Origin of the sequence: Pseudomonas sp. KB_15, assembly GCF_052114525.1 — a bacterium.
Taxonomy (GTDB): Bacteria; Pseudomonadota; Gammaproteobacteria; order Pseudomonadales; family Pseudomonadaceae; genus Aquipseudomonas.
In genome coordinates this window covers 42,732-63,606 of record NZ_JBFREX010000029.1, presented here as the reverse complement: position 1 = coordinate 63,606, position 20,875 = coordinate 42,732, and the positions used below count along the sequence as shown (strand labels likewise).

Genomic DNA, 20,875 nt, shown 5'->3' with positions numbered 1-20,875 from the left:
CAGTGTTTCATAACCACTCTGAACAGAGCCTGTCTGCCGCTCACACCGGATCGTTGCGACGCAACAATTCTTCCGGCAAGTGCTCGATGTACTCGTCTTCGGCAGGCGGCATTTGCAGGTGATAACCCTGTTTTTCGAGGTTTTCCAGTACGACCGTGATGTCCTCGCGCGACAGTTTGCGCTCAGGGCTCAGCACCAGGTCGAATGCGTGGATGGCCTTGCCGAAGGCTGCCATCAGGGGCTCCGGCACGCGCTCCAGAGCGTCGCTCTTGAGCACATACAGGTACATTTCGTTTTTCTTCGAGCTGCGGTAGATGGAACAAATACGTTTCAAGGCTGTTCTCCGGCGGTGACCAGGCTGTCGAGCAGCGCCTGGCCCATCAATTCGCGGCGCCAGCCACGCAGCGAATCAGGCAATTGGTAGGGACCATTGGGGAAGCCGCTCTTGAGCAGCGCTTCCAGGGTTTTCTTGCGCAGCATCAGTTCCGGCGCAATGTTCAGGCGTTCGGACTCGGTCTGACCGATGGCCCGCAGTTGCTTGAGCAATGCGGCGGCATCCACCGGCAGCGGCTCCGGCACGGCGGGCGGCCATTGATCAGGCGACACACTGCCAGAGCGCTTGATCAGATCAAGCAGAAACTCGCCATCCTGACGCACGGTACGCGGGTGCATGTCTTCGATTTTCGCCAGGGCACCGAGGTTGTCCGGTTGCGTACGCGCCAGCGGCCACAGCGAATGTTCGCGGATGATCCGGTTGCGCGGCAGGTCACGGGCCCGGGCTTCCTGTTCGCGCCAGGCGCAGAGCTCACGCAAAACGGCGAGTTGGGCGCGAGACAGCTTCCAGGCCAGCTTGGCATCGCGATAGACCTCGTACGGATCGATCTCGCGGCGCAGGTTGGCCACCAGTTCGGCGCCGTCTTCCAGGACCCAGGCGTATTTCTCGGCAGACAGCTTTGGACGCAGCTTTACGAACACTTCAGCCAGGTGCACGGCATCTTCGGCGGCATAGCTGATCTGGGTTTCGGAAAGCGGACGTTGCAACCAGTCGGAACGGGTTTCACCCTTGGGCAGGTCAATGCCGAGTACTTCCTGCACCAGCCGCGAATAGCCCATGGAAAAACCGAGGTTCAGGTAAGCGGCAGCCAATTGCGTATCGAACAGTGGCGCCGGCAGGCTGCCGGTCAGGCGTAGCAGGACTTCGAGGTCTTCGCTGCACGCGTGGACAACTTTGACCACCGCCGGGTTTTCCAGCAACGCGGCCAATGGTTGCCAGTTGTCGATGGTCAGCGGGTCGATCAGATAGGCGCGAACGCCATCACCGATCTGTAGCAGGCCGGCGATGGGGTAGAAGGTATCGACCCGCATGAATTCGGTGTCGAGGGCAACGAATGGCAATTGCTGCCACTCGGCACACAAGCGTCCGAGGCTATCGTTGTCGCGAATCCAGTGAATATCGATGGCCACACGGCTCTCCCTTGAAGAATGGCGCGCAGTATATATCGCCCCCGGCGATTTCCGCGCATCCACTGAACAAGAGCGTTAGCGAAAATTACTGCGTGACATACAGAATAGTCCGACAACGTCGGGCTAGCTGGTCTTACCCAGCACGTAGATCCGCATCCGCGCGCAACCCGGCAAAAAGTCCTGATGGCTGAGCAAACGGAAACCCGCCTGCCTGAACTCGCTTTCCACCTCGGTCTTGCTCGGTAACGGCCGGGCCGGAACGCCCTCCACGCCTGAATGCGCGCCCTTGAAAAGACCGTCAAGGCGCACCGCGACAATCACCGTATCGCGACTGACCCGGTAAAACTCGCCCAGCATCGCCAGCCGATGTTCCGGGTTATGGAGGTGCTGAAACAGTTGCATGCAAAAAATGCAGTCAACCGCGTTCTCCGGCAAGCCAATCGAGAACGCGGAGCTTTGAAAGGTCTTGACCCGCTTCAACAGACTCTGCGAGTGATGTGTGCGGGCATGATCGAGGATGTCTTGTGACGGATCCGTCGCGAGGATCACCCGATTTGCGTGCTCGGCCAGCACCGGCCAAAAACGCCCCACACCACAAGCCACATCAAGGATCAGGCCCGGCTCGCCGGCGACCTTGAGTGCCTTGCGCACCAAACGCTCCTCACGCCAGAGCGCCAGACGCCCGGCCAGACCCGGCGCTTGCGGCTGAAGGCAGACGCGCGCGTGCTCCTGGTCGTAGCGCCGGGCGATCTCAAGCTCGATGGCGGATGGAGGCTGAGCGGACATGTGCAATGGCTCTTGATAAAAGTTCTACAGGCCGCAGGTCGGCGGCCGCCGTGTGAAACAAAATCGGAGCACTCAATCTTTGGCCAACGCGCCGTCGGCCACTGGACCACGACATCCGGCAAACATGTCCAGATCCTGGTTGTAGACCTTGCTGTTGACCTCCAGCAGCCCAAGCATCGAATGGAACAGGTTGTCCTGGCTCAGGGGCTTTTCACGACTCAGTTGCAGGCAGTGGGTATCTACCGCAAACGACTTCTTATAGCTGTCGGAGAACCAGGCAAACATGGCCACATGCTTTTGCTGCTCCGGTGCCAGCATGTAAGGCGTGCCGTGGAGGAACAAGTTGTATTCACCCAGGGACTCGCCGTGGTCCGACAGATACAGCATCGCGGTATCCACTTTGCCCTGGTTGCTGCGCAGCAGATCGATCAAGGTCGACAGCACATGGTCGGTATATACCAAGGTGTTGTCGTAGCCGTTGACGATACTTTCGCGGCTGCAATTGTTCAGGGCGTTACTCTCGCAAACCGGGGTGAAGCGTTCGAACTCTTTCGGATAACGCTTGAAGTACTCCGGACCGTGGCTGCCCATCTGGTGCAGTACCAACACCGTGTCCTTGTCCAGGGTATCGATGAAATGTTGCAGTCCTTGCAGCAGGATTTCGTCGCGGCATTCACTGTTGGCGCACAGCGCCGGATCTTTCAGATTGCTGACGTCCTGAATAGTGACGCGATCGCACGTACCTTTGCAGCCTGACTGGTTGTCACGCCAGATCACATCGATACCCGCATGCTTGAGCACATCCAGCAGGCCTTCTTCGTTCTTTGCCTTGCTGGCGTTGTAGTCCTTGCGTCCCATATTGGAGAACATGCAAGGCACCGATACGGCTGTCTCAGTGCCGCAGGAGTGCACATCGGTGAAAGCGATCAGACCATCTTCCTTACTCAGTTTCGGAGTGGTGTCGCGGCTATAGCCAAGGATGCCGAAGTTCTCCGCCCGGGCACTTTCACCCACGACAAGAACCGTCAGGGATTTGCGCCCGTGAGTTTGCCAGGCCGGATTGCGCACGGCATCTTCACCGATTTTGACAAAGGGTTGCTGTGCCGTTGCTACTTTCTCGCGCAAGAAACCAACCGAGGCACCAATGTAGTTGCTTGGCACCACCATCAGGCGCAACTCGTGGTGATTGCGAAACAACGAAGACAGGCCTTGATAGTTAACCAGTGCAACACCACCAATGACCGCTGCCGAGGCAAAAGTCACCAGAACCTTACTGAGTAGTTCACGGTGCCAACGACGATAATCAATCGGTGTCTTCCACAACAGCCAAGACGGTAAAACGCCGAGCAGCACGATATAAACAAACAACTTGGGCGACAGTAAGTCGCGCACTTCCGTAGCATTGGTCTCAGCGAAGTTACGCAACATGCCGGTGTCGATCAGAACACCATACTGGCTCATGAAATACGCCACGCCCGCGCTGATCATGAACAGCAGGGTCAGGAGCGGCTTGAGCACCGGCCGGAATGCCAGCAGGGTCAGCACAATGTTGAACGCCGCGAAGATCATCGCCCCGAAGGCCACGCGCATGACGATGCCTTTGCCATCGGACGCGGTGATTTCGAACAGGTGCTGCCAGAGTACAAAATTGAAGCCAACTAACAAAAATGCGCTGGCAATCAGTGTCACCCATTCGGGGCGCACAGCTTTAATCTTAAGCATGAGATTCGGCGGGTCCTGAAAAAGTGTCTTCGGCAAATGTGAAAATTTCATTTACCGAGACAGCTCTGATTTTAGGTAGCCAACCATCAATTTTTTGTGAAAAAGAAGCCAACAATTAGTTGGCTTACAAAACCTGCCTGAAACTTCCAGACTATTTGAGAATGGTTCAGCCCGGGTCCAGCTTCGACTCAAGCCTGGTGCAAATACCAACGCCAGTCCTGCTCTCCGACCTCACCCATGAATTGACGATATTCGGCGCGTTTCACCGCCAGGTAGACACCGAGGAACTCCCTGCCGAAGGCTTCCCTGGCCCAACTCGAACCTTCCAGCGATCGCAAGGTGGTCAGCCAGTCTGTCGGCAGCAATTTCGTGGCCTGGGCGTAGCCATTGCCTTCCACCGGCGCACCAGGGTCGAGTCGTTCGCGTATACCGCGATGAATACCGGCCAGAATCGCCGCAGCCGCCAGATAGGGGTTGGCATCTGCGCCACAAATCCGATGCTCGATGTGCCGGGAATACGCCGGCCCACCCGGTACGCGTAAACTCACGGTGCGGTTGTCCACGCCCCAGGTGGCCGCCAGTGGCGCATAACTGTTGGCCTGGAATCGACGGTAGGAGTTGGCATTAGGGCAGAACAGCAACAGCGAATCGAGCAGGGTGCCAAGCATGCCTGCGACGGCCTGTTTGAGCAGTGGCGTCCCATCCGGGGCTTCGCTGGCGAAGAGGTTGTTGCCGTCCCTGTCTGCCAGGCTGACGTGCATGTGCATCCCGGTACCGGCCAGGTCATCGAAAGGCTTGGCCATGAAGCAGGCTGTCATGCCGTGCTTGTGTGCCACACCCTTGACCAAGCGCTTGTAGCGCACCGCTTCGTCCATCGCCTGTAATGCGTCGGTGCGGTGTTCGAGGGTGATTTCCACTTGCCCCGGCGCGTATTCGGAAATGGCCGTGCGCGCCGGAATCCCTTGAAGCTTGCAGGCGCTGTAGAGATCGGCCAGGAACGGCTCGATCTGTTCAAGCTCGCGCAAACCATAGACCTGCGTTCCGCGCGGACGCCCGCCATCGACATCCCGTGCCGGTTGCGGCCGGCCATTGCTGTCGCGTTGCTGATCCAGCAGGTAGAACTCCAGTTCCGCCGCCATGACCGGGTAATAGCCGTCAGCCTGTAAACCTTCGATGACTTTCGCCAGCAAATGGCGGGGATCGGCAATGGTAGCGGGCATTCCCTCTGTCGGGTGCATGCTGACCTGCACGGCCGCGGTCGGTATCAGACGCCACGGCATGCGCGTGAGGCTGCCGCTGATCGGGTAGGCCCGGCAGTCGATATCGCCGACATCCCAGACCAGCCCGGAGTTTTCCACATCATCGCCGTTGATGGTCAGCCCGAGGATGGTGCTCGGCAATGGTCGCCCGCTTTCATAAACCGCCAGCAACTCGTCACGATGCAGCAGCTTGCCGCGCGGCACACCGTTGTTGTCGAGGATGAACAGCTCGAACATTTCAATATCCGGGTTCTGCTCCAGAAAGGTCAGGGCTTCTTGCCTGGTGGCAAACGAGGTCGTGGCACAACTCATGGGAACTCTCTTTTTTCCGTGTCAGGCGGGTACGCAACAGCACCCGCACTTTAATCCCGGCATCAACCGGAACAGGTAGGGACTATCAACGGAAAGAGCACGAATCCGGCGGGCGCGCATGGCGGCAATGCCACAGCGCCCAGAAGGCCAGTTCAGAAGGAAGTGCAGAGAGGTTTGGCGCGGTGGCGGGTGTGAATCGACGACCAAGGCTCGACGCTCGGGCGTCTGTGGATGCCTTGAAGTGGATTGCGACTGGCCAACCGTCCATAGAGAGAACCGCAGAAAACAGATGACCGCAGCGTCACACGACGGGTTGAGTCGTTAAATCGGGATTTGAAGAACTTTGGATGTCGCCTGGCTAAACATTTGACTGTTCAGTGCAGCCCCCCTGTGGGAGCGGTTTGTATTTAATTTCCAAATACTACGCCGGACTTTCTGATTTGCCGCCTCCATGCCTCACGCGTCTAATCGGAACCCTACTGTTCAAGGCCCGATCATGGAAAACACCCGAGCCACTTCCCGCCCTGCCCTCTGGTTCATGTTCAGCATTGTCCTGGTTGCCCTGAACCTGCGCCCATCCATGGCCGCTGTCGGACCTTTGCTCCCGGTGATTCGCGTCGACATCCCGCTAAGCTTCAGCCTGGCTTCACTGCTGACCATGTTGCCGGTCATGGCCATGGGACTGGCGATGTTTGTCGGCCTGCGCGTGAGCCAGCAACTCGGCGATCAGCGCACGGTGGTGTTCTCGTTGCTGATCATCGGCGTGGCCACGGTTTCGCGGTTGTTCCTTGATTCAGCAGCGGAGTTGATCCTCAGCGCGGTGCTGGCAGGTATCGGGATCGCCCTGATCCAGGCCCTGATGCCAGCGTTGATCAAATCCCGATTCAGCGACCACGTTGCCCTGAGCATGGGGCTCTACGTCACGTCGATCATGGGTGGTGCCGCCATTGCTGCGTCCTTTTCACCGCTGGTGATGCAGGGCACCGGCAGCTGGCGCATAGGTCTGGCGATCTGGGCCGTTCTCGCCGTGCTGGCATTGCTGTTCTGGGGCACCCAACGAGCGGGGATGCCGACACTGGATTCAAAGACATTCAGCAACGTTTCATTCTTCGCCAATTCCCGCGCATGGTTACTCGCGATCTTCTTTGGCCTGGGCACTGCGTCCTACACCTGTGTTCTGGCCTGGTTGGCGCCGTACTACGTGGAAAAGGGCTGGAGCGAACAGCACGCCGGGTTGCTGCTCGGATTTCTGACCGCCATGGAAGTGCTGTCAGGTCTGCTGACCCCCGTCATCGCCAATCGCAACCGCGATCGCCGCATCGTGCTGATGGTATTGCTGACGCTCATCATCGCCGGCTTCAGCGGACTGATTCTGAGCCCGCAGCATTTGAGCCTGATTTGGCCATGCCTGCTGGGGCTGGGCATTGGCGGCCTGTTCCCTATGAGCCTGATTGTATCGCTGGATCACCTGGACAATCCCTTGCGCGCCGGTGGCCTGACCGCGTTCGTTCAAGGCATCGGCTACCTGATTGCCGGCCTGTCGCCGCTGCTGGCCGGGATAATCCGCGACCAGCTCGGCAGCTTCGAATGGGCCTGGTGGTCGCTGACGGCAGTCATGGTGCTGTTGATGTTGATGGTCTTGCGCTTCAACCCAAGGCACTACACCCGCCACATCCATTGATCCGGAGCCAGCCATGAAAACCACCGGTTTCGCCGCCGCTCACGCCAGCATGCTGCTTTGGGCCTTGTTGATCGCCGCTTCGTTTTCCGCAGCGGCGCAAGTCAGCCAGGCCATCGACCCGATCCTGCTGACCGGTTTGCGCCTGCTGTTTTGCGCCGTGGTGTTTCTGCCGCTGTTGCTGCTTAAAGGCGATGCCGTCATGACCGCCCGTGGGCTGCTCGGTCACGCGGTGCTCGGCCTGCTGCTCGCGCTGTACTTCGGTTCGCTGTTCGAAGCATTGCGCTACACCACGGCCGTCAACACCGGAACGATGTTCACGCTGGTGCCGCTGATGACCCTGGGTTTCGAAGCCGCGCTGACACCTGACAGCCGCCTGAGACAACGGATTGTGCCGATGCTGCTCGCCGCTGCCGGGGCAGTGTTACTGATCATGAAAGGCACCGGCCCCGGCGAGTTGCCATCGCCGTATGCTTTGACGGTGTACGGCATCGGTTGCCTGGCGATGGCGCTCTACGCCCCCCTCAGCCAACGCCTGAAAACCAATAGCCTGAAGGGGCGCGGGCCGGTGCCCATGACGTTCTGGAACATGCTGTTCGGTGCGTTGTTTCTACTGGTGCTCTGTGGATTCAGTGGCGGTTGGCGCTCGGCATCATTACTGACGCTCAACGATGTCTATTGGCTGATGTACCTGGCGGTATTCGCCACCCTGGCGACGTTTTGGCTGCTGCATCGGGCCATCGGCGTGATCGCGCCGTCCTCGGTGATTTCCTACATCTACCTGAGCACGCTGTTCATCACCCTGTTTCATTGGCTATGGGGGCATCAGGTGCCGTTGCCGCTGGAAATGGCGGGTGCGGTGCTGGTGGGCCTCGGCATGTTCGCGCTGTTGATGTCCAGCCGCCGCACCGTGTCGGCGATGGTTCAGGGCTGAAAGGCTCCTGGGTGAAAATTCCCGCGAGGCATTCTCCCTGCTCGCTCATTCCGCTAGGATCATTCGCCCACCCTTGCACACGGTCAGCGCAAGGGGCACAGCGAGACGCAATGGATGCTGAACAGTAATTCGCTTAGAAAACTCGACATGCAGGACCTGATGGTGTTCGTCGCCGTGTACGAGCAAAACAGCGTCACCGGCGTATCCGAGACGCTTTGCGTCAGCCAGTCCACGGTGAGTTACTGCCTGAAAAAACTGCGCACCTGTTTCGAGGACGAACTGTTCATCAATACCCGCACCGGTGGCATGCAGCCCACCTGCAAGGCCGGCACGATGTACCCTCACGTGCTGAAAATCCTGGAAAGCATCAACCTGTGTCACGCCGGCTCACCGACGTTCGACCCGGGCCTGCAACCCGTGACTTTCAACATCTGCGCACCGGAGTATTTCGAGCAACTGATCCTGCCGCGCTTGTTGAAAACCTTTGACCTCGCCGATCTTCCGGTGATGGTCAATGTGTTCAAACTCGAAGCCGATATCCCTGCCCAAGCGCTGCGCGACGGCAGCCTCGACCTGGTGATGTGTTTTGGCCCGAACTTTCATCGCAGCCACGTCGATTTCAAATCGATGACGTTGCTCGAAGACGATCTGGTCTGTGTTTTCGACAAGCGCGCCACGCCGGCGGAACCACGCTTGAGTCTGCAAACCTACGTCGAACGTCGACACGTGTTCCCGACACCCTGGACGTCCGCCACCAACATGGTCGACGGCTGGCTTGCGCAACAGGCACGACAGCGCCAGATTATCGCGCGCGCCAACAGCTACAGCGCAGCGCTGAAGCTGATTACCGGAACCGACTATGCCCTTACCCTGCCCCGCCGCATCCAGCAACTACTGGCCAGCGCAGACACCTTCAATCACTGCGAAGCACCCGAAGGCTTGCCGGGTTTCACTCTCGATATGCAGTGGAGCCAAGGCGTTGATCAGGACAGCGCCAACACCTGGCTACGAGAGCAAGTGATCCAGGCCTGCACCGAGCAGGAAACGGCCTGATATTCAGTTGCTGATGGCGGTCTTGCTGTAGGAATCGCGATCGATATCGAGAATTTCCACGCACAGCTGAACCTCAATACCGCTCGGCCATTCGCACAACTCCCGAACCACCTCCAGCAGGCTTTCGGAGAGCTGCTGCTTGATCTGTGCGGAACGACCACTCAACAGCGCCAGCTTCACATGCACGAACGCCCGCTCAGCCAGTGCCGTGCCAACCTTGAACGTCTCGACCTTGACCGCACGGCTCTTGATGTCGAATTCGGCAGCAAACTGACCGGAAGCCACCAGCGTATTGTTCAACCGCATCAATGCCACATCGGCATTCAGATCAGTCAGGTTGGCGGTGTATTCCATGTGCAGGTGAGGCATGAGTCGGTTCCTGTCAGTGGGTGGAAAGGTCGTACATATAACACAGCGCCGCCCTGTTCATTCGGGCAGCGGCAAAACGGCACGCTCACTCATGAACGCCTCCAGGCGCGAACGTAACCAGCGCTCGGCAGGGTCGGTATCGACATGACTGAGCCAGACCATGGACAAATCCAGGGTGGGCGTCTTGATCGGAAAGGGTTCCTTGAACAGCATTCCCGATGCAGCCATCGCCTCGGCGGTGTAGTCCGGCAGGCTGGCAATCAGGTCCGTCCCGGCGAGCAGGGCCGGCAACGCACTGTATTGCGGTACCGAGAGCACCACCTGGCGCGTGCGGCCGATTTCCGCCAGCCACTCGTCGGCGTAGCCGCTGACGTTGGCGGTATGGGACACCAGCACGTGCGGTCGCGCGCAATATTCATCGAGGGTCAGCAGTGTGTCTGAGGCATCGGCGCGCAAAATGCTGGGCTGGATGTGCCGCAGCAACTTGCGCTTGGCATTGGCCGGCAAGCCACGAGTCTGGCTGATACCTACCGTGATATCGCCGGACGCCAGCAAGTCGGGAATCCGCCAGTAATCGACATGCTGCACCACAAACACCACGTTGGGCGCTTCCTGGCGCAAGACTCGCAGCAATGGAGGCAACAGCCCGAACTCGACATCGTCGGACAACCCGATGCGGAACGTCATCGTGCTGCTGGCCGGGTCAAAATCATGGGTCAGGCTCAAGGCCACGGACAGGGAGTCCAGCGCCGGCGACAGGTGCTTGATGATTTCCTCTGCCCGCGCTGTCGGCTCCATGCGATGACCAACGCGTATGAACAGCGGATCATTGAACATTGCACGCAAGCGGTTGAGGGCAGAGCTGATGGTCGGCTGACCGAGAAACAGCTTCTCCGCCACCCGAGTGACATTACGCTCAAGCATCAGCGTTTCGAATACCACCATCAGGTTGATATCCGCCTTGCGAAGTTCGTTGCGATTCATCCACTGCCCCCGATCCCCAAATCTGCTGACAGTTTAGGTAGCTGGTGCGACTGCCGTCTATCCAACTCAGGTTCAATAGCCTGATGCGGTTCACGTTTAAGCAACCGGATTTCCTTGATCGAGGTCTGTTCGCGGCCCCCCTTGATCAGATGTCGGCAGCGATAGCCCACTGAAAAAGCTTCAGAAACGAAAAAGCCCCGTAACTTTTCAGCTACGGGGCTTTTTCTATGTAATGGCGGAGAGATAGGGACTCTCGAAAACCACCCACCAACCCCAGAAACCACGGCATTACAGGGCCTTAAACTCGTATAGTAGTAGAAAATAGTAGTAGAATCAGCCCCTCATCCGAGGGCGACTCATGGCAGACCATATTTTCCAGAAGAAAGGCGAATCCACTTGGTATGTACGTCTCGACATTCCTAAAGACGTGCAGTTAGCCTTTGACAATCGCAGGGTGCTAATCCAATCGTTGAAGACAGGCCTACGCTCTGAAGCCATGGAACGCCGCCTAGCTTGGCTCGCAAGATGGAAAGCAGATATCAATGCTGCCAGAGACAGGAAGCTATCAGAGCGGGATGAATGGAAAGAGGAAATCCAAGAGCTGACCCGACGAAATCAAGCAAGCAAGGCAAAATGGATTCCTACGCTGTTTGCTCCCCGCTCAAAGGATAATGCTCCACCAGCAGATGTCTTGGCATACACGCAGTCCATTGCTCCAATTCTCAAGGAGCTTTACGAAGGCGGCATGGAAGGTCCGGTTGCAGCATTCATTGAGACCTACAACGAATACCTCGAAGGCTTAAAACACAAGATGTCGCCGGGTGAAGGTGCCGAGCTTGGGGTGAAAATCTCAGATGCTTTTGCCAAGCTTCACATGGAAATCACAGCCGAGTATTACGACCTGTCGCCGGATGAGCGTCAGGACATGCAAGAGCTTGCCGCCGATCCTCAAAGCTATAGGCCCAAGTCCCCTATTACGCCTGCCCGTATTAAGAAGCTCAGAGCCTTCTTAGAGAAGGTCGGTAAAGACCCGAAGACAATTGACACTCTGGTAAAGCGTGTAGAGCTATTCAGTGCCTATGTACGTGAGAAAGGGCTACCGATTAGCTTTGACCTCGTGTCTGCTTACCTGGACCAGCTAACTGACGCTAAGGGCGTGCCACTTACCTCTAAGACCAAGAAGCAGCATATATGGGCAGGTAACACGTTCTGGAAATGGGCCATCAAATATGATGAAGACTGGCGTCAGCAGTACAAAGGCCAGCCCTCTCCATTTGAAAAGCACGACCTACCCGTGGTCAAAGGTGAGTCAGTCAGTTGGGCTGTATTCACTCGTACGGACGTAGAGCGATTGCATGTCGCAGCCTTGGAGAAGGAAGACAAGCCACTGGCTGACCTGATTGTTCTAGCAGCCTACACAGGGGCAAGGCTTGAGGAGATAGGCCGAGTCCACCGCGACACCATCACCCTCAAAGATGGCGTACCGATTGCGTTCTCAATTTTAGAGAGCAAAACAGACGCCGGCGTCCGTCAGGTTCCAATCCATACCGCCATTGCCCCGCTTGTCCAGTCGCTACTAGATGCATCAGAAGACGGATACCTGCTAAAAGGTCGAGCGCTTGGGGAAACCAACAAATATGGCAACCGACTAGATGCTGTAGGAAAACGCTTTGGACGTCTAAAGACTGCTGCAAAATTTGATAAATCATTTGTGCTGCACTCAATTCGCAAAACCGCGATCACTGAGGTGCATCGGGCTGGAGCAGATGTTTCAGTGATGCCTGCATTGTTTGGTCATGAAACCGGAATGATCACCTTCGACCTATATTCGGCAGGGCCAAGCCTTGAACAAAAGGCCAAAGTGATTGAGCTACTTTCGTACAAATTTGATTTGGCGTGATACCTCCCTCATAGCACCCTGCAAATTGATTCAGGGCAGATCGTTACGAAATTGAACAAGGGGCCGTGCTTTTAAACGTATGCAATCACGGTATTTCGGGGGAGTTTTTAAGGGTTGGAGACGTTTCCAGCTTAAACCCGTGTCCGTGGTTGGTTTTGAGGTTAACGTCGTTTTGAAGGCCAGTTCTTCCGCCGAAACTTTATTTTGACTAATTCATTCCCGCAACTTGTTTAATACTGTAGAATAGACGCCCTCGCTAGTTTTTCTTTCGTATTGGCGGGCCTTTTTGTGGTTTGGCTAGATACTTGTCCTCAAGAAGTGGTTACACAGTCGCCGTTACAAAGCATGACGGTGCATGCATGAAGTTGCCGACGCAAGTCGGTTCCGGTGAGGCTGCGGGTGATTGAGCTTGTCAAGTCAGTCAGGGAGCCGGACTACCATCTAACCTTGTGTTAGGTACAGCCTATAAGCTGTGATCATTCTCGTCTCAAGTGCAGAGCAGGCCCTAGCCTATGGCACTGGATCAGAAGGTTGTGTAGACCTTGGAGATAAGGCTCTGCTCTTTTGAGTATTCCTATCCCCCTGGGGAAGTTCTACCAATTTTCTGAACTCAGTGCAGAGTATCTATAACAGATTTACAATCTCTACTCTTCACAACATCCAAATACACTTATAATTCAAACAAGCCTATTAATTGTCGTGCATTAGCAATTAGTTGTCGCACTTAGATAAGCAATTAAGAATTAAGTTTGATATCCTATCTTCATTGGTAGCTATGCCAGCTCCACCAACATTCAAACTACACACAAATCACACTAACACACAACTGTACTGCTAATATAAATGCAACTTTCTGCAACTGTACCTATACAATTGTCAGTTTTATTTGATAGTATTAGATAACAAATAAGAGAAAGCGGGCCTGAAAGAAAAAGAAACGCACTTCTATTTGATAGTTAATCAGCTTCACCCTCTCGCATACCTCTCTTTCCAAACAGAACTACCATAACCGGCATCTTCCACCATTGGTGGCCGCATTGGTCGTTCGCAAGTCCGAGTCTACCTCCTCGGCATTAAAGGTTGAATAGCTATTTACTGTTCAACCTTTTCTATTAAATACCAACCCACAATTTAAGGTTTTCATTTCGCCTTGTTGTGGGTTTTTTGTGCATTAAATTTCTTACTCTTGAATATTCCAAAACAATAATGGACGGCACCGTAATATCTATGAAATTGATAAAACAATGTAAATGGTGTGGAAGTGAAATGCTAACCACACGAAACACTAAGATTCTCTGCTCTCAGAAATGCCATAACCAGATGCATTATTGGCGACATAAAAACCATCCCGGAGAAGGACCAGCCGTAGCATTCAAATCTATTGATAACTGGTTGCGTGAAGGAACACATCCAAACCCAAATCATCCTATCAACGTAAGGGAGGAACTAAAAATTACGCCTGACGATTAACAACCAAAGCTGTAGCTGCACAAACAATAATTAAACGCTGTGAAGCCAATACGGCAAACAAAAAGGAAAATAGAAATGAACGAATGTTTAGTCTGTAACAAAAGCTTTGATCCTACCGACAAACGCCACAAATACTGTAGCAACCTATGCGTCGTCAAAGTTTACTCCTTACGTAAGAAGGTGCGACTTCAAATCAATGCAGCGTTGAAGCTTCTGAAGACTCCTGATGACATCAAGGACTTCGACAACTCACTACAAGACGTACTGGAAGGAGTGTTGCAATGAGGACAAACCTTAACCAACGCTCCAGCTCTGAGTTGCTTGAAATCATGCAGCACTATGGCTACACATCAACCAATCACACACTAAACATAATTATTTCTACATTATACGAATCACTATTTAATCCATCCCATAAAAACCCATCAGATGAGGTGAACACCAATGACAAACGCAGCACCAGCAATCGATAAAAAAGCAATCGAAGCGCTAAAGAAACGCTTTATTCTTGTACCATCTAAAAGTCAATCCGCTCAGTTTCGGGACTTAATTACAAACACTGATCAAGGGTATGCCGGAATCCTTCGTGACTTCTATAAGAAGAATGGGGGGAACAGTGATGTTGACCCGGCGTATCTACTTGGCTGTTTGGATTTTGCATATGGTGAAGGCTTTCAACCCAATGGCCCGCGCTTTCTACCGGGCTCTCTCGTAAACACTTGGATACCTCACAAGCATCAGTTTTCAGGCCAATGTGTAAAAGCTGAAGAGGTTGCCCCCTTCCTTGAGTATATGGAAAGGATGTTTCCGGTTCTGGCTGAGCGTGAATATATGTTGTGGTGGATCACGCATGCCGTTATCAAACCAGAGCAAAAGATAGTATCCACTCCCGTGCTTCGCTCAAAGCAGGGCATTGGTAAGACGTTCCTAGTGGGTACGTTGCTCAGAGGGATCATGGGGCCGAGTGCTGACGTTTGTGGCCTGAGCGATATCGTAGGCACCTTCCAAGACGCTTTGATCGGCAAGACTGTCCTTCTCCTGGACGAATGCTACGTAGATAAGCGCCGCACCACCAATGTCCTGAAGGTCTATCAGAGTAACGAAACAATCATGGTAAATCGTAAACATCTGCCCACCATTACCATCGATAACAAGCTCAATTTGATTGTGGCAAGTAATGATTATGATCCAATTTATTTTGAATCATCGGATCGCCGCTTTTTCTTTCCTCAGTTTATTGAATACAAGGTTAGCCAAGCTGAATCAAAGCAATTCATTGGTATGTTCGCGGACTGGTTAAAATACGGCGGCTATCAGAAGGTGCGTGACTATCTAGAAACAATAGACCTGAAGGCTTTCAGCCCTTATGACCCAGCGATCATGACCGAGTCTAAACAAGCTCGATTAGGCTGGTCTTTGGAAGATAAAATTTCTGAGCAAATTGAGCAGCTAATAGAATCTGAGACGGTGGTTAATGTAGCATTGGTTAAACAGCAGCTAACAGATGTTGAAAGCCGCCAGCCAATATCAGACCGCAAGATTGCTGCTATTCTTGAGCAACTTGGATGCATGAGCAGACGCATTACCGCTGGAGTTCTTCACATTACTCCTTTTGGGGTGAGCCAAGGCTTTTCCAAAGAAACAGCGCCAAAGCAGTTAGAAGAAGAATTGAAGAAAGCTAAGATTAGGTCTCAGGCGTTCTAATCTATGCAGCTTCTATGTATGTTATGTAGGATTGAATGTATGGTTTATGAACATCCTACATGGCTGTACGCCACATATCTAAAGGGGGCTGTAGCTTTATGTAGGTTATGTAGGGTCGCTAAGCGTTATCTATATAATAGATTACAGTAAGTCAAAAGAGCGCAGCGAATTTGACGCAAGGGATCTTCGATAGAAGTCCCGCAAGATGTTTCTCCCGCCTTTCCAAAGACAATTTAAATAAACAGTATTCGCTCCTAACAAGAGCAAATCAACGGACGCTATTGTCCAAATAAAACTAAAAGGTAATAAAAATTATGACAGCCACTAAGACCAAAGTAACCATCCCCGCTTCCTTCTCACAAGAAGAGTTGGATCTTCGGAAAGAAAAAGCCAAATACAATTACGTCAACGGGTATGTTCGCCGATCAGAATACGGCTCTTCCTTTGTATTGGAAAGCTGCTTTACGTTTCATGCCCAGACTTTGGAATTGTTCGTAGATGGGTTGATGCAGCTAGCACTCAACGGGCAAGCTCGCCACCAATACAGCAACATCGTCAGTGGCGTAGGCTATCACTCTGCCCACGTGTATAAGACAAAGGAAGAGCAAGATGAAGATCTTCAAACAATCCTTAAGGAAGTGGAAGAAAACTATCTGAACGAGCTTGCCGAAGAGAAACAGAAACAAATCGAGGCACTCGCAGAGCAACACCTGCAAACACACCTGCGAAAAGAGGCAGAGAAAAAAGAGAAAGAACTCTCATCTCTGAAAACCAAATACCTTCAAGAGGCTCAAGATTTCTTTAAAGATAAATAATTAAGCAGGTATATAAGACTGTCATCTGTGCAAGCATTTTCTCCACCCGAGCATCACAACACCTGATTGTATGCCGCTGATACCGAGTCAATGCTTAGCACGGGGTCGCCTCGCCCTTGTATATACAACTAAAATACAACAAACCAACCTCAAACATTTTTAACAAGGATTTTTATGCTAGCCGATACAAAAAAGTGTCGTCTGAACACAACCCTTTTGACTTTTAATGCAATCGCTCTCCTGGTCATTTGTTTTCTTCTCCATGAACTTCGTCCCTTGCAAACAGATCCAGCTGCGATTCAAGACAGAATTACAAATCTGAATATTTATTCAGAGCAAAGACACAACAACCTTTCTGCCAGTCATGATCAGTTAAAGAACGATCTAGAAAGCCGAATGGGGATTCTCGAAAATCGAGTAAAACTTCTGCAAGGTCGTATCCAGTGACCTATTTCTATTGGTTTATATTGAAGGCTTCAGCAGACAGCCCAAACAGCAACACAAAGCCTTCTATCGACTCGTTCTCACCGGTTAGAGAGCAATGGCAGTACCTGGAGCACACCGGGCGTTGGTCAGTGCAGATCGAGTCTGAAGTCCCTCCTAGCCAAGCCGTAGGTTTATATTACGACCTTACGGCAATGTCACGTAGCTGGATCAACGGTGCCGTGTTCGTTAATGGCATAGCCGTTGGTGGGCCTTGGGACTCAGAGGCATTCCCTGCATTTGTGGCGGGATATGCACTCACTTATGCTCAATCCCTTCTCAACCCATTGTGAGTAATTAAATACGGTAGCGAATCAAATAGAATATGAACAAAGCGCACCAAAGCACGACATCCGCCACAGCTAGAGCAATTGCTTGACTAAGCCATGGTTGAGCCGCCATGCGAGCATACGTAGTTGCCCCGGCGAGTATAGTCAATAAGACGGGACCACCTATCACTGCCAACCATTGCCAGAAATCGGATAGACATTGCCATCTGAATTTCAAATCCGTAAGGAGCGGTAATCGGGTAGTTGTGAACTCTTTTTTCGTTATTTCATAAGCAACGCTTCGCTCTTCAGCTTCCTTGGCAGCGAGTTGAAGATATGCTTTTTGTTTGGCCGACTTTTCTTGTAGAAGATTTACAGTTGCGGTTTGTTCGCGAAGGGAGTCTTGAATGTTTTTGGGAGATGATCCGTAAGCATTTATCAAATCTCTCAGCTCCCTGAATCTGTCAGCATAACCCGAGTGAGCCAAGACGGACCAAGCATAGCCAGGCCCCGTGATTTGCAATTCCACTTGTCGCGTGTCTACCTGTTGGACATGGGTACTAACTTTACTTTTCCGTGTCGCCAACACACCAGCGGCAGCCCCCAATGGCCCAAAAATCAGGCCGCCGACAATGCCGCCACCTAACCCACTCTTGCTGGTACTGCTGACGTTGCTGACATGTTGCAGACTGCCATGCATTATCATTTCGGCTTTTGCCTTCTGAATACTCCCTTTATAACCGGGAATACTCAGCCAAAATTCAAAAACCTCTATGTCAGGCGCTGAAGCAAGCTTTTTTCCTCTACCGGATTTGAGCTCATCTAAGCGACTGGCCGCATACTTCAGCTCTTCACCTACCGCCGCTACAGTGCTAGTGATTTCACGATGTTTTGCATTGGCTTCCTTGAGGTTGATTTTCTTCGAACGCATATCTGTGCGAAGCAGCATTGCAGAGTCTTGCCGAAGCTCAATTTCTTGGCTGTCCATCAATCAATTCCTTGTGTCTTGATTAACGCAATCCCTTCGATGCAGTAATTTTCTTCAGCTCGTCATAAATCCCGCTAAGGACAAGCCAGAACCCAGCCATCACCGCTCCAGCTATGAATCCACCGATTGCCCCCCATTCGCCATAGATTGCGTAACCCGCGAACGCAACGGCAACAATGGCAAAGTAACAAAGGTAGTCGTTGAGTCTAATGATGCCGTCCTTCATCCCTGTTTCTCCTTCATCTGCTGACTGAGTAGCAGGTGATCTATTCAGTCAATGTCACGATTAGTGTGTTCACGATTAGAGCACATCAGCCCACGATACGGGAATGCCTTCTCCCTCCCTCCGCCATCGCTTCGGCCATCGAATTCGTGAGCTTCGTCTTGCTACCGGCATGACTCAAGAAGCCTTCGCGGACAAGTGCGGGTTCGCTAGGACGTACATGAGCCGCATTGAAACCGGTGGAGCCAATCCAAGCTTAGACGCTATCAAGGTTCTCGCTGACGCGCTGGAAACCGAGTTGTCTGAGTTGTTCAAAAACATCTAACCCCTGCCTGCCCACTCCGATACTGCACCGCTGGTCTACGCTTGCACCTTCCATCCTAAGAAGACAAGCGGCCTCCAATGAGTAAATTCGCGGTATTAGATGACTACTGTGTAAAGGTCGAATCAGGCCACCCCCGTCAAATTGCTGAAGCTATGGCAGGCCTTTCTCTAATTGTCCCGCTCAAAGGCATAGACCCCGAGTGGAATGTCTACGCATGTACTGACCAACAGGAGGCGGAACTGTTGGGACTACAAACCTATGAAGAGGAATCGGCATACTGCAAAGAGCGGCTTGAATGGTTGATCGGGTTCTCCCGCCCCTAGCCATATCATTCCATTGACGTTCGTCAGCGTTATGATATGATGGACCCATCAACAGGAATTGACGGGAATTACCACCATGAAAGTAGTCAGCTATCTTCGAGTCAGCACAGTCAAGCAAGGCGAGTCGGGCTTGGGTCTGGAAGCTCAGCGTGACTACATCGCCCTTGCAGCTAAGGCGAAAGGCTGGGAGATCATCGCGGAATTCGTCGATACAGCATCGGGCACGATAGCGCCAACGGATCGCCCTGAATGCATCAAGGCAATGAATGCTGCTAAAGAGACAGGTGCAATCCTCGTAGTGGCAAAACTTGACCGTATCTCTCGTGATGTTGAACACATTGCGGGCCTGATGAAACGGGCTTCCTTCAAGGTTGCGACGATGCCCGACGCCGACGCTTTCCAACTCCACATTTACGCCGCACTCGCACAGCAGGAACGAGAGTTCATCAGCCAACGCACCAAAGACGCTCTAGGCTCGCTGAAGCAACGTGCTGAAAATGGAGATGTATCGGCTCAGGCCAAGATTGAACGGCGTGATGCTGGTCGTAAGGAGGCTCATAAGGTTGGACCTAAGGCAGCAACAGCAGCCAAGGTAGAGAAGGCAGACGTTTACGCTCAGACTGTTAAAAACCACATCAAGGCGGCAAGCTTCGACGGAATCAAAACTCTTGCAGGGGTAGCAGCCTATCTCAACAATCAGTCGATCAAGACTAGCCGTGGTGCTGAGTTCACCCCCATGACAGTGAGCCGATTGGTTCAACGTCTCGGCATCACCTTCCCCTAAGTCGAAACGGGCTATTACAAGGGCCTTTACACCCTTCTGAGGCGCTCTAGCGTCTCGCCCCTCTCTGAGTCAGGGGTAGCCTCAAACGCCCTCAAAGCCACGATATTTCTACATCGCATTGATGATATTACTTCGCATTTGTATTTGGCCTTAACGATGGTGCCCTAGCGCCAAGATTTGCGAATACCCAGCCCTCTTCTAAGCTAGCTACCATCGAAACGTCACAAGCATGCAAGGGAAGGCGCCATGGCTCACGAAGTAAAGATCAATCTTCAATCTATGCTGGTGCAGCGTCAGGACGTAGAAATTGAAGTGAAAAAAGATGGTGGCAAGCTCGGCACTATTCTCATAAGCCAGGGCAACATCGAATGGCTGCCATCAGGCAATCATGTAAATAAATACAATCTCACCTGGACTCAGTTCTCTGACTTTATGGCAGAGCACGGCATGCCAAAGAGGATGTAATGTTTCCTCTTCGTATGTGAGCCCTGCGTGCAGGGCTCTCTTGACAGCCCTCACGCTGAGGAGATGTAGGCATCAGGAAGGTGTGTTGTCCGGACGGTTACGCTCTGGGAGCTATTGCTTGGCGAGGTTCTAGGCGTACGACTTTACTATCGACTTGGTTGCTGGACTGGATTTAAGGTCGTTAACATTTTTGGCGGGCTTCCATTTACAAGCCGCAATCTCGTTCTGTGGAGATGCTTCGTCCGAGGCCCCGACGACGGTCATAAACACATGATGCAGGATTTTGTCTTTTTCAAATTCAGCTAAAAAAACCATATCTTGAGCTACAAGCCCGGTTTCCTCGCATAACTCGCGAATAGCCGCTTGCTCAGGTGTTTCGCCTTCCTCGACCTTTCCACCGGGGAGAGCCCATCTCGAATTTTGTTTGCGAACGTAGAGAACACTATCATCTCGCTTGCAAATCACTGTTGCTCTCACTTTCATGGTTTACCCCAACACTCACCGTCTAGTCACGGTCGGCTTTCACACTGCATTTTAGATTATGAAGACCAGGCATCTCGCCCCG

At 52.9% G+C, this 20,875-nt stretch carries 20 protein-coding genes; 10 read left to right on the top strand and 10 right to left on the bottom strand.

Translation table 11 applies throughout. The features are described 5' to 3' along the window. Positions 1-40 precede the first annotated feature (40 nt). The 5 genes from AB4Z35_RS20855 to AB4Z35_RS20835 form a co-directional block, all read right to left on the bottom strand. Positions 41-334, bottom strand: coding sequence for a YcgL domain-containing protein (locus AB4Z35_RS20855; protein ID WP_108227756.1), 294 nt, complete (start codon positions 332-334; stop codon positions 41-43). Beyond that, the gene (gene rnd / locus AB4Z35_RS20850) at positions 331-1,464 is read right to left on the bottom strand and encodes a ribonuclease D (protein WP_442099128.1); all 1,134 of its coding nucleotides are present in this window, start codon (positions 1,462-1,464) and stop codon (positions 331-333) included. Before rnd ends, AB4Z35_RS20855 begins: the two co-directional genes overlap by 4 nt. Positions 1,465-1,587: 123 nt before the next feature. Next, a complete protein-coding gene (locus AB4Z35_RS20845; protein WP_442099126.1) occupies positions 1,588-2,250 on the bottom strand; it encodes a class I SAM-dependent methyltransferase in 663 nt (220 codons plus the stop codon). Positions 2,251-2,322: 72 nt separating this feature from the next. Continuing rightward, positions 2,323-3,972, bottom strand: a complete 1,650-nt coding sequence (locus AB4Z35_RS20840; protein WP_442099124.1) for a phosphoethanolamine transferase — start codon at positions 3,970-3,972, stop codon at positions 2,323-2,325. A gap of 188 nt (positions 3,973-4,160) precedes the next feature. Next, complete coding sequence (locus AB4Z35_RS20835; RefSeq protein ID WP_442099122.1) at positions 4,161-5,543, bottom strand: glutamine synthetase family protein; 1,383 nt, start codon at positions 5,541-5,543, stop codon at positions 4,161-4,163. A 496-nt stretch (positions 5,544-6,039) separates the two neighbouring features. On the opposite strand from AB4Z35_RS20835, the gene AB4Z35_RS20830 reads away from it, so the two are divergent. From AB4Z35_RS20830 to AB4Z35_RS20820, 3 genes are all read left to right on the top strand, one after another. After that, a complete protein-coding gene (locus tag AB4Z35_RS20830; RefSeq protein ID WP_442099120.1) occupies positions 6,040-7,224 on the top strand; it encodes a cyanate transporter in 1,185 nt (394 codons plus the stop codon). 13 nt (positions 7,225-7,237) lie between these two features. After that, positions 7,238-8,155 (top strand): DMT family transporter, encoded by a 918-nt coding sequence (locus AB4Z35_RS20825; protein WP_442099118.1) that lies wholly within the window; start codon positions 7,238-7,240, stop codon positions 8,153-8,155. A 114-nt stretch (positions 8,156-8,269) separates the two neighbouring features. Further along, positions 8,270-9,208: a LysR family transcriptional regulator gene (locus AB4Z35_RS20820; RefSeq protein WP_442099116.1), complete on the top strand. Its 939-nt coding sequence runs from the start codon at positions 8,270-8,272 to the stop codon at positions 9,206-9,208. Positions 9,209-9,211: 3 nt separating this feature from the next. Here AB4Z35_RS20820 and AB4Z35_RS20815 read toward each other — a convergent pair whose 3' ends face one another. Both AB4Z35_RS20815 and AB4Z35_RS20810 read right to left on the bottom strand, forming a co-directional pair. Continuing rightward, positions 9,212-9,577, bottom strand: coding sequence for a 5-carboxymethyl-2-hydroxymuconate Delta-isomerase (locus AB4Z35_RS20815; protein ID WP_442099114.1), 366 nt, complete (start codon positions 9,575-9,577; stop codon positions 9,212-9,214). A gap of 57 nt (positions 9,578-9,634) precedes the next feature. Further along, positions 9,635-10,561, bottom strand: a complete 927-nt coding sequence (locus tag AB4Z35_RS20810) for a LysR substrate-binding domain-containing protein (protein ID WP_442099113.1) — start codon at positions 10,559-10,561, stop codon at positions 9,635-9,637. 358 nt (positions 10,562-10,919) lie between these two features. Between AB4Z35_RS20810 and AB4Z35_RS20805 the strand changes: the two genes are divergently transcribed. The 4 genes from AB4Z35_RS20805 to AB4Z35_RS20790 all read left to right on the top strand — a co-directional run bounded on the left by AB4Z35_RS20805 (position 10,920) and on the right by AB4Z35_RS20790 (position 16,897). Then, entirely contained in the window at positions 10,920-12,461 is a 1,542-nt protein-coding gene (locus AB4Z35_RS20805; RefSeq protein ID WP_442099111.1) for a tyrosine-type recombinase/integrase, read from the top strand. 1,914 nt (positions 12,462-14,375) lie between these two features. Continuing rightward, on the top strand, positions 14,376-15,635 hold the full coding sequence (locus tag AB4Z35_RS20800; RefSeq protein ID WP_442099110.1) for a primase-helicase family protein: 1,260 nt from the start codon (positions 14,376-14,378) through the stop codon (positions 15,633-15,635). Positions 15,636-15,949: 314 nt separating this feature from the next. Further along, positions 15,950-16,450: a hypothetical protein gene (locus AB4Z35_RS20795; RefSeq protein WP_442099109.1), complete on the top strand. Its 501-nt coding sequence runs from the start codon at positions 15,950-15,952 to the stop codon at positions 16,448-16,450. A gap of 174 nt (positions 16,451-16,624) precedes the next feature. Next, on the top strand, positions 16,625-16,897 hold the full coding sequence (locus tag AB4Z35_RS20790) for a hypothetical protein (protein WP_442099108.1): 273 nt from the start codon (positions 16,625-16,627) through the stop codon (positions 16,895-16,897). 333 nt (positions 16,898-17,230) lie between these two features. On the opposite strand, the gene AB4Z35_RS20785 is transcribed toward AB4Z35_RS20790, so the two are convergent. Together AB4Z35_RS20785 and AB4Z35_RS20780 are read right to left on the bottom strand one after the other, a co-directional pair. Further along, positions 17,231-18,190: a hypothetical protein gene (locus AB4Z35_RS20785; RefSeq protein ID WP_442099107.1), complete on the bottom strand. Its 960-nt coding sequence runs from the start codon at positions 18,188-18,190 to the stop codon at positions 17,231-17,233. 22 nt (positions 18,191-18,212) lie between these two features. Then, the gene (locus AB4Z35_RS20780) at positions 18,213-18,416 is read right to left on the bottom strand and encodes a hypothetical protein (protein WP_097139791.1); all 204 of its coding nucleotides are present in this window, start codon (positions 18,414-18,416) and stop codon (positions 18,213-18,215) included. Positions 18,417-18,519: 103 nt separating this feature from the next. Here AB4Z35_RS20780 and AB4Z35_RS20775 point away from each other — a divergent pair, with 103 nt between their 5' ends. From AB4Z35_RS20775 to AB4Z35_RS20765, 3 genes are all read left to right on the top strand, one after another. Further along, positions 18,520-18,738 carry a helix-turn-helix domain-containing protein gene (locus AB4Z35_RS20775; RefSeq protein WP_442099105.1) on the top strand — a complete coding sequence of 73 codons (219 nt, stop codon included), beginning with the start codon at positions 18,520-18,522 and terminating at the stop codon, positions 18,736-18,738. A 399-nt stretch (positions 18,739-19,137) separates the two neighbouring features. After that, positions 19,138-19,845, top strand: a complete 708-nt coding sequence (locus tag AB4Z35_RS20770; protein ID WP_442099104.1) for a recombinase family protein — start codon at positions 19,138-19,140, stop codon at positions 19,843-19,845. Positions 19,846-20,091: 246 nt separating this feature from the next. Then, positions 20,092-20,310: a hypothetical protein gene (locus AB4Z35_RS20765; RefSeq protein WP_442099103.1), complete on the top strand. Its 219-nt coding sequence runs from the start codon at positions 20,092-20,094 to the stop codon at positions 20,308-20,310. 129 nt (positions 20,311-20,439) lie between these two features. Here the strand turns inward: AB4Z35_RS20765 and AB4Z35_RS20760 are convergent, their stop codons facing one another. Next, positions 20,440-20,793, bottom strand: coding sequence for an NUDIX hydrolase (locus tag AB4Z35_RS20760; RefSeq protein WP_442099101.1), 354 nt, complete (start codon positions 20,791-20,793; stop codon positions 20,440-20,442). Positions 20,794-20,875: the final 82 nt, after the last annotated feature.